This window comes from Variovorax trehalosi (genome assembly GCF_051216415.1).
Lineage (GTDB): Bacteria > Pseudomonadota > Gammaproteobacteria > Burkholderiales > Burkholderiaceae_C > Variovorax.
Window position 1 is genome coordinate 38,228 of sequence record NZ_JBPJZG010000010.1, and the last position, 12,539, is coordinate 50,766.

The following is a 12,539-nucleotide window of genomic DNA, read 5'->3' on the forward strand; positions in this document are numbered from 1 at the left end:
TCGTCTCGTGGGTCAGCGCTTGTGCGCCGCGAGCCACTCTTCGAGGTAGTGGATGTTGGTGCCGCCGGCCATGAACTTGGCGTCGACCATCAGCTCGCGGTGCAGCGGGATGTTGGTCTGGATGCCTTCGATCACGGTCTCGTTCAGCGCCGTGCGCATGCGCGCCATGGCCTGCTCGCGCGTGTCGCCGTACACGATGATCTTGCCGATCATCGAGTCGTAGTTCGGGGGCACGAAGTAGTTGGTGTACGCATGCGAATCGACGCGCACACCAGGGCCGCCCGGCGGGTGCCACATCGTGATGCGGCCTGGCGACGGCGTGAACTTCCACGCGTCTTCGGCGTTGATGCGCACCTCGATGGCGTGGCCGCGCATCTCGATCTGGCGCTGGGTGAACGGCAGCTTCTCGCCGGCGGCCACCATGATCTGCGTCTTCACGATGTCGATGCCGGTGGTGAACTCGGTCACCGGGTGCTCCACCTGCACGCGCGTGTTCATCTCGATGAAGTAGAACTCGCCGTTCTCATAGAGGAACTCGAAGGTGCCGGCGCCGCGGTAGCCGATCTTCTTGCAGGCCGCAGCGCAGCGCTCGCCGATCTTCTCGATCAGCTTGCGCGGAATGCCGGGGGCCGGCGATTCCTCGATCACCTTCTGGTGGCGGCGCTGCATGGAGCAGTCGCGCTCGCCCAGGTAGACCGCGTTCTTGTGCTTGTCGGCGAGGATCTGGATCTCGATGTGGCGCGGGTTCTGGAGAAACTTCTCCATGTACACGGCCGGATTGCTGAAGGCCGCGCCGGCTTCCGCCTTGGTCATCTGGATCGCGTTGACCAGCGCCGCCTCGGTGTGCACCACGCGCATGCCGCGGCCACCGCCGCCGCCCGCCGCCTTGATGATGACCGGGTAGCCGATCGCACGGGCAATGCGCTTGTTGGTGGCGGCGTCGTCCGAGAGCTCGCCCTCGGAGCCGGGCACGCAAGGCACGCCGGCCTTGATCATGGCCTGCTTGGCCGAGACCTTGTCGCCCATCGTGCGGATGTTGTCCGGTGTCGGGCCGATGAACTGGAAGCCGCTCTGCTCCACGCGTTCGGCGAAGTTCGCGTTCTCGCTCAGGAAGCCGTAGCCGGGGTGGATGGCTTCGGCATCGGTCACTTCGGCCGCCGAGATGATCGCCGGCATGTTGAGGTAGCTCTGCCCCGAAGGCGCCGGGCCGATGCACACGGCTTCCTGCGCCAGCTTGACGTACTTGGCCTCGCGATCGGCTTCGGAATAGACCATCACGGCCTTGATGCCCATCTCGCTGCAGGCGCGCTGAATCCGGAGGGCAATCTCCCCCCGGTTGGCAACCAGGATCTTCTTGAACATGGTCACTCGATGATGAACAGCGGCTGGCCGTATTCGACCGCTTGCCCGTTTTCGCCGAGGATCTGGGTGATCGTGCCGGACTTGTCCGCTTCGATTTCGTTGAGGATCTTCATCGCTTCGATGATGCAGATCGTGTCGCCCTCATTCACCTTGCTGCCGATTTCGACAAAGGCCGGTGCGCCCGGGCTCGACGAACGATAGAACGTGCCGACCATGGGCGACTTGACTGCGTGGCCGGCCGGAGCGGCTTCGGCTGCGGGGGCGCTTGCGGCGGCCGGGGCAACAGGTGCGCCTGCCACCGGGGCGGCAGCAGGCGGCGCTGCCAGGGTTTGCACATACTGCACCGGAGCGGCGCCGCCGCCCTTGACGATGCGAACCTTGCCTTCGGTTTCGGTGATTTCCAGTTCGGAAATATTCGATTCGGACACCAAATCGATCAGTGTCTTGAGTTTGCGCAGATCCATGGGACTCCAGTGCCGGCTTTGCCGGTCATTCGGATATAATTGGGCTGAAAATCGGCGATTTTCAGCGTTTGGTGGCTAACGCCAGCTTGGGCGGCCGATTCTAACCATGAACAAGTTCGCGCCGCCAAGTCTCTAGATCGGCGGTTTCGAGCTTGCCCATTTTACGAGCTGCAACAGAGCCGTTACCGTTCAGCACCAGCGTGAAGGGCAATCCACCACCGGTATTGCCCAGGTTCTTGACCAGCTCCGTGCCTTGCAGCCCGGCCAAGCCGGTGGGATAGGTGACCGGGGTGCGTTGCAGGAACTTGCGTACCGCGCTGGGCTGGTCGATGGCCAATCCGACCACTTGCCATCCGTTGGCGCCATGTTCGCGAAAGAAGGTGTCGATCATCGGCATTTCTTCGACACAGGGCGGGCACCATGTCGCCCAGAAGTTCAGCAGCAGCGGCTTGCCGCGGAGGCTCGAGAAGACAAGTTCACCGCCCTCAGGCCGTTCGAATTTCTGGGCCCAGAAGGTCGCGTCGAGTTGCTCGCCACCCGCCACATTGCTGCCGGCGCTGCGTTCCCGCCACCAGGCGCCACCCACCCCGGCAGCGGCGGCCACCGCCGCCACGCCGCCATAGAGCATGCCGCGTCGTGTCGGCGAAGAAGTCATTCACTTGTCCTTTTCTCTTTCAATCAGTCGGCGCAATGCGGGCAGATCGCCGCGCGGCGTGCGCCCCTGGGCGTCGGGCTTGAGGGCGCCACGCAGGTCGTCGAGGTCGTAGACCAGCAGGTGGACGCCGATTTCCTCGCCGAGCGCGCGGCTTGGCGCATGCACGCTCAAGGCTTCGACCTGCTCGCCATGGAAGCCGGTAACCATGCGGGGTTCGTAATCCACATGATGGTCGATGAGGGCGATCTCGGCGGATTTGGAATCATCGCAGAACATCTGTATGTAGATGTCCGACAGCCGGGTGGCCGTGCCGTGCCATACGGCGCCGCCGATATGCGGGCGGAAGGCGGCCATTCGCTCCATCCACTCGAGTGCCAGCAGTCGCAGCGCGTGCAATTCTTGCGGCTGGGTGTCGGCGCAGAACAGCGCGATGTAGTCGCGCACCTCGGCCTCGACTTCGTCGTTGTTCGGCAGCGAAGTGCGCGCCGACAAGCCCAGGTCACGCAGGGCCCGTCGTTTGGCGGGACCATATTCCAGCCCTTCCTCGACGACAAGGCGGGCTGCGGTGGCGGCGATTTCACGCTTGGACGTGTCCATCGGGGCATTTTGCCCGCAGTAGGCGTCATGCACACGAAATCAACATGAAGCTCGGGGCGAAGGCCCGGCTTGCGGGACAGGCCCCGTATTCCGCGTCCCTAGAATCGCCCGATGCACATTCATATTTTGGGTATCTGCGGCACGTTCATGGGTGGCCTGGCCGCCCTGGCGCGCGAAGCGGGCCACCGGGTCACGGGCTGCGACGCCGGCGTGTACCCGCCAATGAGCGACCAGCTGCGCGCCCTCGGCATCGACCTGATCGAGGGTTTCGGCGCCGATCAACTCGCTCTCGCACCCGACATGTTCGTGGTCGGCAACGTGGTTTCGAGGGCGCGCCTGCCGGACGGCAGCCCCAAGTTCCCGCTGATGGAAGCCATCCTCGACGCTGGGAAGCCCTACACCAGCGGCCCGCAATGGCTGGCCGAGCATGTGCTGCTGGGCCGCCATGTGCTGGCCGTGGCCGGCACGCACGGCAAGACGACCACCACCTCGATGCTGGCCTGGGCGCTCGAGCAGGGCGGCAAGGCGCCGGGCTTCCTTGTGGGCGGCGTGCCGCTGGACTTCGGCGTGTCGGCTCGCCTCGGCGACGGTGCCGCCTTCGTCATCGAGGCCGACGAGTACGACACCGCCTTCTTCGACAAGCGCAGCAAGTTCGTGCACTACCGGCCGCGCACCGCCGTGCTCAACAACCTCGAGTTCGATCACGCGGACATCTTCGACGACCTCGCCGACATCGAACGCCAGTTCCATCACCTCGTGCGCACCGTGCCCGGCACCGGGCGACTGGTGGTCAATGCCACCGAAGAAAGCCTGCAGCGGGTGCTGGCCCAGGGCTGCTGGAGCGAGCTCGCGCGTTTCGGCGCAGGCGGCGAATGGGAGGCCCGCGGCTCGCACGACGCCTTCGACGTGCTGCGACAAGGCGAGACGGTCGGCCGGGTCGAGTGGGAACTCTCGGGCCTGCACAACCAGATGAATGCGCTGGCCGCCATCGCGGCTGCCGACCACGTTGGCGTTGCGCCGGCCGATGCGGCGCGTGCGCTCGGCAGCTTTCGCAACGTGCGCCGGCGGATGGAGCTGCGCGGCACAGTCGAACGCAAGGGCGGCGCGATCACGGTCTACGACGACTTCGCCCATCACCCCACCGCCATCCGCACCACGCTCGACGGCCTGCGCAAGAAGCTCGACGACGCCGGCAAGAAAAGTGAGCGCATCCTCGCGGCCTTCGAGCCGCGCAGCAACACGATGAAGCTGGGCGTCATGGCCGCGCAGCTGCCGTGGAGCCTGGAGTCGGCCGATCTCTCGTTCTGCCACACGGCCGGACTCGACTGGGATGCCGCCGCGGCCCTGGCGCCGATGGGCGACCGCGCGCAGGTTGCCGGGGCCATCGAGCCGCTGATGGCCCAGATCGTCGCGGCTGCGCGGCCGGGCGATCACATCCTCTGCATGAGCAACGGCGGCTTCGGCGGCGTGCACGACAAACTGCTCGCAGCCCTGCGTGCCGCGGCGGCATCATGAGCACCATGCGCGCCCGGGAACTGATCGACAGCCTGAAGTTGCAGCCCCATCCCGAGGGCGGCTGGTACAGCGAGGTGTTCCGTTCACCAGCCAGCGTCACCCCAATCGACGGCCGGGCGCTCCGCAGCGCACTCACCAGCATCTATTTCCTGCTCGAGGCGGGCCAGCATTCGCGTTGGCACCGAGTGCTGTCCGACGAAGTCTGGGTGCATCTCGAAGGCGTGCCGTTGGCGTTGTGGACCTGCGATGCCGCGATGCGAACGGCGCCGGCCCATGTGCGGCTGGGGCCGGTCGACACGCACGGCACACGCCCCCAGCACGTGGTGCCAGCCGGCCAGTGGCAGGCAGCCCGCCCGATCCAAGGCCATTCGTCAGGCGACTACACGCTGGTCGCCTGCATGGTCGGCCCGGGCTTCGACTTTGCCGACTTCTCCATGGTGCCGCCCGACAGCGACGAGGCGGCGTCGATGCGGCACCACTGGCCCGACCTGGCCGGGATGCTCTGACCGTTTTCAGCCGCGGCGGGCCTTCACGGCCTGCGACAGCGTCTCGAGCACCCGCATCGAATCGTCCCAGCCAATGCAGGCGTCGGTGATGCTCTTGCCGTATTCGAGGCCCGAGATCTTGTCCTTGCCCGGCGTGAACTTCTGGGCGCCGGCCTGCAGGTGGCTCTCGACCATCACGCCGAACACGCGGTTCGAACCGCCGGCGATCTGGCCCGCGATGTCCTTGGCCACGTCGATCTGCTTCTGGTGCTGCTTGGAACTGTTCGCGTGGCTGCAGTCGACCATCAGCGTGGGCGGCAGCTTGGCGGCTTCGAGGTCCTTGCAGGCGGCTTCGACACTGGCGGCGTCGTAGTTCGGCGCCTTGCCGCCGCGCAGGATCACGTGGCAGTCGCGGTTGCCGTTGGTCTGCACGATCGCGACCTGGCCGTTCTTGTGCACCGAGAGGAAGTGATGGCCGCGGGCTGCGGCCTGGATGGCGTCGGTGGCGATGCGGATGTTGCCGTCGGTGCCGTTCTTGAAGCCGATGGGGGCCGAAAGGCCCGAGGCGAGTTCGCGGTGCACCTGGCTTTCGGTGGTGCGCGCACCGATGGCGCCCCAGGAGATCAGGTCGCCGATGTACTGGGGCGAGATCACGTCGAGGAACTCGCTGCCCGCCGGCAGGCCGATGCGGTTGATGTCGATCAGCAGCTGGCGCGCGATGCGCAGGCCCTCGTCGATGCGGAAGCTCTCGTCCAGGTACGGGTCATTGATCAGGCCCTTCCAGCCGACGGTGGTGCGCGGCTTCTCGAAGTACACGCGCATCACGATCTCGAGCGTGCCGGCGTATTTTTCGCGCTCGACCTTCAGGCGCTTGGCGTACTCGACGGCGGCGGCCGGGTCGTGGATCGAACAGGGGCCCATGATCACCAGCAGCCGGTCGTCCTTGCCGGCCATGATGTTGTGGATGTTGCGGCGGGTGCCCTCGATCAGCGTTTCGACCGACGTACCGCGGATCGGGAAAAAGCGGATCAGATGTTCAGGAGGGGGCAGCACGTTGATGTCCTTGATGCGTTCGTCGTCGGTCTTGCTGGTTTTTTCGACGCTCGCATACCAGCTGTCGCTGGCCGGGGCAGTGTTCGTGCTCATGGTGCTGTTCCTTGTTGGAGTGAATATCGTCAGGGCATAAAAAAACCGCCGGGGCTTGGGGCGCCGGCGGTTTTGGGAGGGTGTTCGTTTGCTTTACGCGCTCGCCTCTCGTCCGCCGGAAACCGGGAACCAAAAGTAGGCAAAAAAGTAAGCGCGGAGGGCGGACATAGGGGCGGAATGTAGCACGGAAAACAAAGACCCGGTCAAGCGGCCGGGTCCCGGGGTGGTTTAGCGGTAGCCCGATTCGTTGGCGTTGTGAATGATCCAGATCAGGTTGCCGCTGGTGTATTCACCCATGCCGCCACCCGCGAAGATCAGCCGTCCCTGGCCCTTGTAGGTCATCTCGAAACGGTGGCGGTCGCTGCCGAAATAGAACGGAATGAAGGCCTTGCCCGTCACGTAGGCGCCCTGGTCGGTCGGCGGGCCGGCGAGGTCGGTGACCTGCTTGGCGCTCATGCCGATCTGCAGGCGGGTGAACTTGCTGTTGCGCGCCGGGTTGCCGGTGATCTCGCCTTCGTAGCCGTTCAGGCCCTTGACGGTGCGGCCGCTGCCGGCCTCGACCTTGGAGGAATCGGTCACGTTGCCCCGACCATCCATGCCGGCGCCAGAGCCGCTGCGCGCGGGCGCTGCCGGAGCGGCGGCCGCGGGAGCGGGCGCGGCCTGGGGCTGGCTGCCCGAACCACCGCGCGATGCGCAGCCGACGCTACCCAGCGCGACCAGGGCGGTCATGGCCCAGAGGGCCGCGGGCGAGTTGATCCTGTTCCCCATGAAATGCTCCTTGAATGCGTCGTGCGCAAAAGGGCGCAGCTTAGCAACCGAAGGAAACGCCCGGCAAGTGCCGAAAGTCCTAAGCCGTTCCACCTACCGTGAGCCCGTCGATGCGCAGCGTGGGCTGGCCGACGCCCACGGGCACGCTCTGGCCTTCCTTGCCGCAGGTGCCCACACCCGAATCGAGCTTCATGTCGTTGCCGATCATGGTCACGCGGGTGAGCGCGTCGGGGCCGTTGCCCACGATGGTCGCGCCCTTGACCGGGTACTGGATCTTGCCGTTCTCCACCCAGAAGGCCTCGCTCGCCGAGAACACGAACTTGCCGCTCGTGATGTCGACCTGCCCGCCACCGAAGTTGGTGGCGTAGAGGCCCTTCTTGATGCTGGCCACGATTTCCTGGGGGTCCTTGTCGCCGCCGAGCATGTAGGTGTTGGTCATGCGCGGCATCGGCACGTGGGCGTAGCTCTCGCGGCGGCCGTTGCCGGTGGGCTTGACCTTCATGAGGCGGGCGTTCATCGAATCCTGGATGTAGCCCTTGAGGATGCCGTCCTCGATCAGCACGTTGCGCTGGCTGGCATTGCCTTCGTCGTCGACGTTCAGCGAGCCGCGGCGGTCGGCGATCGTGCCGTCGTCGAGCACCGTGACGCCCTTGGCCGCCACGCGCTGGCCGATGCGGCCCGAGAACGCGCTGGAGCCCTTGCGGTTGAAGTCGCCTTCCAGCCCGTGGCCGATGGCCTCGTGCAGCAGGATGCCGGGCCAGCCGGAGCCGAGCACCACGGTCATCTCGCCGGCTGGCGCCGGGCGGGCATCGAGGTTGGTCAGCGCGGCCTTCACGGCCTGGTCGACATATTCGGCGATCTTCTCGTCGTCGAAGTAGGCGAGGCCGAAACGCCCGCCGCCGCCGCCGGAGCCGACTTCGCGCCGGCCGTTCTGCTCGGCGATCACCGTGACCGACAGGCGCACCAGCGGTCGCACGTCGGCAGCCAGCGTGCCGTCGGCGCGTGCCACGAGCACCACGTCGTATTCGCTTGCAAGGCCGGCCATGACCTGCGCCACGCGCGGATCGCGCGAACGCGCCAGCTTCTCGGTCTTTTCGAGCAGCTTGACCTTGGCCGTGCTGTCGAGCGTGGAGATGGGGTCGACGCCGTTGTAGAGCGAGCGGCTCGAGGCGATCTTGCGGGTCGGCGTCTTCACGCGGCCGGTGCGGCCGGCGGAGGAAATCGAGCGGACCGTGCGGGCCGCATCGAGGAGCGAGGCTTCGGAAATATCGTCCGAATAGGCGAATGCGGTTTTCTCGCCGCTGACCGCACGCACGCCGACGCCCTGGTCGATGCTGAAGCTGCCGGTCTTGACGATGCCCTCTTCGAGGCTCCAGCCCTCGCTGCGCGTGTACTGGAAGTAGAGGTCGGCGTCGTCCACCTTGTGGGAGGTGATCTCTGCCAGGGCCTTGCTCAGGTGCGATTCGTCGAGTCCGAACGGCGTGAGCAAGAGTTGTTGGGCTGTTGCCAGGCGCTCGATGGTGGGTTCGCGAGAGATCATCTCGCCATTCTAGGCAGGCACCCTCTCCCGTGCCGCCCCCAAGGGCACTCGGGCGCCTAGGCCTAGTTCTGCGCCAGCTTCCTCGCCCGCGCGATCGACATCAGGATGCCCAGCCCCAGCCCCAGCGTCACCATTGCCGTCCCGCCGTAGCTGATGAACGGCAGCGGCACCCCCACCACCGGCAGGATGCCGCTCACCATGCCCATGTTCACGAAGGCGTAGGTGAAGAAAATCATCGTGACCGCCCCTGCCAGCAGCCGCGAGAAGAGCGTCGTCGCGCTGGTCGCGATGGCCAGCCCGCGGAAGATCAGGAGGATGAAAGCCGAGATCAGCGCCAGGTTGCCCACCAGCCCGAACTCCTCGGAGTACGCGGCAAAGATGAAGTCGGTGGTGCGCTCGGGAATGAATTCGAGGTGCGTCTGGGTGCCCTGCATGAAGCCCTTGCCGCCGACGCCGCCCGAGCCGATGGCGATCATCCCCTGGATGATGTGGAAGCCCTTGCCCAGCGGGTCCTTGCTCGGGTCGAGCAGCGTGCACACGCGCTGCTTCTGGTAGTCGTGCAGCACCCGCCAGTCGACGCCGTCGGTGCACAGCTTCGACTCGAAGCTCACGATCAGCGTCACGGCAATGGCGCCAATCAGCACCGGCGGCACGATCAGCTTCCAGGGAAGGCCGGCAAAGAAGATCACCGCCATGCCCGCCGCCAGCACCAGGAGCGAGGTGCCGAGGTCAGGCTGTTTCATGATGAGCCCGACCGGCACCGCCAGCAGCACCGTGGCCACCACGAAGTCGAGCGGCCGCAACTGGCCCTCGCGCCGCTGGAACCACCAGGCCAGCATCAGCGGCATCGCGATCTTGAGGATTTCGCTGGGCTGGATCACCACGCCGACGTTGATCCAGCGCTGGGCGCCCTTCTTGGTGATGCCGAAGAGCGCCACCGCGATCAGGAGCGCCACCCCCGCCGCGTAGAGCGGCACCGCGAACATCATCAGCCGCTGCGGCGGCACCTGCGCCACCACGAACATGATGAAACCCGCCAGCAGCATGTTGCGGCCATGGTCGACAAAGCGCGAACCGTGGTCGTAACCGGAGGAATACATGGTCAGCAGCCCGGCGAAGGCGAGCAGCAGCACGGCGAAGGCCAGAAAGCCGTCGAAGCCCTGGAAGATGGGCGCAATTCGACGCGCCAGGGAGGGCTGATTGAACACGGCAGACATGGGGGCGGATTATCCGCGCCCCGCATGTCCTTTCAGCCGAAACAGAGCTGAACGACCGTGCGCCCCGGTCGGCTTTCGACCGCCAGCCGGGCGCCGATGGCACCGGCGCGCTCCCACAGCGCCCTGGGGACCTGCGCGGCGTCGAAACCCCGGCCGTTGTCGATCACCCGCAGCCGCACCGTGTCGCCCTGCATGTCCGCCTCGATCCGCAGCACGCTGGCCTGGGCGTGCTGCAGCACGTTGGAGATGGCCTCGAACAGCAGGAACTGCAGCTGCCGCATGGCGTGCGCATCGAGCAGTTGCACCGGCCCGACCTCGTCCACGGCCCATTCGAATTCGATGCCCGCCGCCACCAGCCGGGGCTCCAGCCGGTAGCGCAGCGCCGCCAACAGCGCGCCGACGTCGCCCGGCGGCAGGTGGATCGAGTCGATCGACAGCTTGAGCTGGTCGAGCGAGTCGCGCAGCGTGCGCAGCAGTTCTTCCGAACTGGTCTGGCCCGACTGCAATTGCCGGATCGCCGAGCTGATGTGCGAGCCCACGCCGTCATGCATGTCGCGCAGGATGCGCTCGCGCTCGTGGGTGCGGGCCTGGTCGCGCGCCACCTGTTCGAGTTCGGCGTAGGTCAGCGCCAGTTCGCGCTCGCGTTGCGCCACCCGGTCGGCCAGCGCCGCGACCCATCCGCGCGCCTGTGTGCTCACCGCATGAAAGCGCCGCAGCACGATCAGGAGCAGCGCGATGCCGAAGAAGATCGACGAATAGCGCACCCAGGTGGTCTCGCCGTAGGCGTCGCTCAGGCGGATCACCAGCCAGTCGCGCACGCCGAAGGCCACCGTCACGAGCGCCGCGAGGGCCACCAGCATCCGCTCGGTGCTCGGCTGGCGCGCGGTCGCCACCACGAAGCCGCCCACGAAGACGCCGATGATCACGATCTCGACAGCGAGCCATCCAGTAAGCCACACGGGTTGTTCGCGCTGCAGGGCCAGCGTGCTCGCCACCACCGTTCCCGCGACCACTGCGGCCAGCGGCCAGCGCAGCCACTGCAGCCGGGGATTCCGGGCCCACCCCGCGAGGTGGTAGCAGAACATCATGGCCGACGCCGCCCAGCCCGCGTAGCAAGCCGCCATCAGCACGCCCCAGGGAACCCAGGGCAGCGGCGGCTCGGCGATCACGCCGTCGGCCACGCGGATCGCCCAGCAGAACTCGGCAAGTGCCGCCCATAAATAGATACCGTCGCGCCGGTGCCGCCCCACGGCGCCGGTGTCCACCTGCGTGAGCCAGAGTGCCAGCGCGATGCTGCCGACGATCAGGCTGAAGGCCGTGAGCAGCACCGAGCCGGTGAAACGCCAGGCGTAGGCGCTCTCGAAGAGCTCGGTGCGCACCGGCGTGGCGGGACCGACGACGACGCGCGAAAGGCCGGCCCGCCGGGCGCTGTCGGCGCGCAGGCGGATCTGCAGGTGGTTCTCGCCGGCAGTCAGCAGGTGTCCCGGCACCGGCACATAGATGGGCGCCTTGGCGTAATCGGCGTTGTTGCCCACGCCCAGGTCGCCGTAGACCTGCAGCAGCGCCCCGTTGAGTTGCACCTCGAAGACGTTGCCCACGCGGGGAATGAAGATGCCCCAGGGCGTTTCCGGCGCAGCCGCGAGAGTGAATGGCAGATCGAAGCTCGCGAGACCGGGCCGGCCGCGGTGCTGGCGGTCCCAGTGATAGGAGAGTTCGACCGGTCCGGTGCGGGTGATGCCGTCGACCGATGTCGTGATGGTGCCGTGGCGCAGTTCGATCGGCCCCTCTGCGACTCGGGCCGCCGTCTGGGCCGCCGCGCCCCCCATGCCGGCAGTACCGGCCACCAGCACCGCCAGCCAGAGCGAAAGCAGCGCGCCCAGCCTCGCCAGCATCCGTCCTCAGCCCGGGTGAGGCAGCAGGCCGAGGCGCGTGGCCTCGAAGACCGCCTCGCTCTTGGAATGCACCGCGAGCTTGCCGTAGAGGTTCTTGATGTGGGTCTGCACCGTGTGCACGCTCAGGCCCTTGAGCCGCGCGATTTCCGCATACGAGAAGCCGCGCGCGATCAGCGTCAGCACCTCGTGTTCGCGCGCGGAAAGCAGGCCGCGCTCGTTGTCGTCGAAGGCCGCCTCGGGCGCGGCAGTGCCGGCGCCGACGATGCTGGCCGATTGCAGGCTGCGGTACTTGGCCAGCACCCGCCGCGCGATCATGGGCGAGATCGGCGATGCGCCGGCCTTCATCTCCACGATGGTCTGCGCGATGTCCTCGGGCGCGGCGTCCTTGTGGATGTAGCCCACGGCCCCGGCCTCGATGCTGGCGAGCACGTTTTCCTCGTCGCCGAAGACTGACACCACCAGCGGCTCGCAGCCGGGAAAGCGCGCGACGGCGTCGCGGATCACGTCCAGGCCGGTGCCGTCGGGCATGCCGAGGTCGACCAGCAAGACGTCGGGAATCGTCGTGGTGCGCGCCAGCCAGCCCAGCGCCTCCTGCACCGTGCCAGCGCTGCCGAGCCAGAAAAGACGCGGGCTGCGCTGCACGCTGGCTTCGAAGAAGGCGCGTGCGCGGCTGTCGTCCTCGACCACGAGCACCCCCCAGCGGCGCAGCGTCCCGTCATCCAGAGCCTCTGTATTCATGGGATGAAGCATAAGCCTCGGCGCGCCCCCCCACCGCCGCGCATGCATACCCCTTTCATGGGATGCGCACGACGAATCGCATCCCGAGAATTGGGCGTTTTCTTTTTCTTTTTTGCCGCGGGTTCATCGCCGTGCGTGCGACGCCGGCAACGAGGAGCAG

General features: G+C 66.8%; 12 protein-coding genes. 2 read left to right on the forward strand and 10 right to left on the reverse strand.

Going from position 1 to position 12,539, the window contains the following annotated elements:
- Positions 1-12 precede the first annotated feature (12 nt).
- The 4 genes from accC to ACSFA7_RS29440 form a co-directional block, all read right to left on the reverse strand.
- Complete coding sequence (accC, locus tag ACSFA7_RS29425; protein WP_206177300.1) at positions 13-1,362, reverse strand: acetyl-CoA carboxylase biotin carboxylase subunit; 1,350 nt, start codon at positions 1,360-1,362, stop codon at positions 13-15.
- Between the two features lie 2 nt (positions 1,363-1,364).
- Entirely contained in the window at positions 1,365-1,826 is a 462-nt protein-coding gene (gene accB / locus ACSFA7_RS29430) for an acetyl-CoA carboxylase biotin carboxyl carrier protein (protein WP_435502619.1), read from the reverse strand.
- A 100-nt stretch (positions 1,827-1,926) separates the two neighbouring features.
- Entirely contained in the window at positions 1,927-2,481 is a 555-nt protein-coding gene (locus tag ACSFA7_RS29435) for a TlpA family protein disulfide reductase (RefSeq protein ID WP_435502620.1), read from the reverse strand.
- Positions 2,482-3,078, reverse strand: a complete 597-nt coding sequence (locus ACSFA7_RS29440; RefSeq protein WP_435502621.1) for a hypothetical protein — start codon at positions 3,076-3,078, stop codon at positions 2,482-2,484. It lies immediately after the preceding gene.
- Positions 3,079-3,189: 111 nt separating this feature from the next.
- On the opposite strand from ACSFA7_RS29440, the gene mpl reads away from it, so the two are divergent.
- Entirely contained in the window at positions 3,190-4,593 is a 1,404-nt protein-coding gene (gene mpl, locus ACSFA7_RS29445; RefSeq protein WP_435502622.1) for a UDP-N-acetylmuramate:L-alanyl-gamma-D-glutamyl-meso-diaminopimelate ligase, read from the forward strand.
- Positions 4,590-5,099, forward strand: a complete 510-nt coding sequence (locus ACSFA7_RS29450; RefSeq protein WP_435502623.1) for a cupin domain-containing protein — start codon at positions 4,590-4,592, stop codon at positions 5,097-5,099. Before mpl ends, ACSFA7_RS29450 begins: the two co-directional genes overlap by 4 nt.
- A gap of 6 nt (positions 5,100-5,105) precedes the next feature.
- On the opposite strand, the gene ACSFA7_RS29455 is transcribed toward ACSFA7_RS29450, so the two are convergent.
- The 6 genes from ACSFA7_RS29455 to ACSFA7_RS29480 all read right to left on the reverse strand — a co-directional run bounded on the left by ACSFA7_RS29455 (position 5,106) and on the right by ACSFA7_RS29480 (position 12,391).
- Entirely contained in the window at positions 5,106-6,224 is a 1,119-nt protein-coding gene (locus ACSFA7_RS29455) for a 3-deoxy-7-phosphoheptulonate synthase (RefSeq protein ID WP_435502624.1), read from the reverse strand.
- Between the two features lie 228 nt (positions 6,225-6,452).
- A complete protein-coding gene (locus ACSFA7_RS29460) occupies positions 6,453-6,992 on the reverse strand; it encodes a hypothetical protein (protein WP_435502625.1) in 540 nt (179 codons plus the stop codon).
- A 79-nt stretch (positions 6,993-7,071) separates the two neighbouring features.
- Positions 7,072-8,532, reverse strand: coding sequence for a metalloprotease TldD (gene tldD / locus ACSFA7_RS29465; RefSeq protein WP_435502626.1), 1,461 nt, complete (start codon positions 8,530-8,532; stop codon positions 7,072-7,074).
- Positions 8,533-8,594: 62 nt separating this feature from the next.
- Complete coding sequence (gene rodA, locus ACSFA7_RS29470; protein ID WP_435502627.1) at positions 8,595-9,749, reverse strand: rod shape-determining protein RodA; 1,155 nt, start codon at positions 9,747-9,749, stop codon at positions 8,595-8,597.
- A gap of 32 nt (positions 9,750-9,781) precedes the next feature.
- Positions 9,782-11,641, reverse strand: coding sequence for a sensor histidine kinase (locus ACSFA7_RS29475; RefSeq protein ID WP_435502628.1), 1,860 nt, complete (start codon positions 11,639-11,641; stop codon positions 9,782-9,784).
- A gap of 6 nt (positions 11,642-11,647) precedes the next feature.
- Positions 11,648-12,391 (reverse strand): response regulator transcription factor, encoded by a 744-nt coding sequence (locus ACSFA7_RS29480; RefSeq protein ID WP_435502629.1) that lies wholly within the window; start codon positions 12,389-12,391, stop codon positions 11,648-11,650.
- Positions 12,392-12,539 lie beyond the last annotated feature (148 nt).

Coding starts and splice junctions, on each gene's coding strand:
- accC (WP_206177300.1), bottom strand. CDS start 1,362: ATGTTCAAGAAGATCCTGGTTGCCAACCGGGGGGAGATTGCCCTCCGG.
- accB (WP_435502619.1), bottom strand. CDS start 1,826: ATGGATCTGCGCAAACTCAAGACACTGATCGATTTGGTGTCCGAATCG.
- ACSFA7_RS29435 (WP_435502620.1), bottom strand. CDS start 2,481: ATGACTTCTTCGCCGACACGACGCGGCATGCTCTATGGCGGCGTGGCG.
- ACSFA7_RS29440 (WP_435502621.1), bottom strand. CDS start 3,078: ATGGACACGTCCAAGCGTGAAATCGCCGCCACCGCAGCCCGCCTTGTC.
- mpl (WP_435502622.1), top strand. CDS start 3,190: ATGCACATTCATATTTTGGGTATCTGCGGCACGTTCATGGGTGGCCTG.
- ACSFA7_RS29450 (WP_435502623.1), top strand. CDS start 4,590: ATGAGCACCATGCGCGCCCGGGAACTGATCGACAGCCTGAAGTTGCAG.
- ACSFA7_RS29455 (WP_435502624.1), bottom strand. CDS start 6,224: ATGAGCACGAACACTGCCCCGGCCAGCGACAGCTGGTATGCGAGCGTC.
- ACSFA7_RS29460 (WP_435502625.1), bottom strand. CDS start 6,992: ATGGGGAACAGGATCAACTCGCCCGCGGCCCTCTGGGCCATGACCGCC.
- tldD (WP_435502626.1), bottom strand. CDS start 8,532: ATGATCTCTCGCGAACCCACCATCGAGCGCCTGGCAACAGCCCAACAA.
- rodA (WP_435502627.1), bottom strand. CDS start 9,749: ATGTCTGCCGTGTTCAATCAGCCCTCCCTGGCGCGTCGAATTGCGCCC.
- ACSFA7_RS29475 (WP_435502628.1), bottom strand. CDS start 11,641: ATGCTGGCGAGGCTGGGCGCGCTGCTTTCGCTCTGGCTGGCGGTGCTG.
- ACSFA7_RS29480 (WP_435502629.1), bottom strand. CDS start 12,391: ATGCTTCATCCCATGAATACAGAGGCTCTGGATGACGGGACGCTGCGC.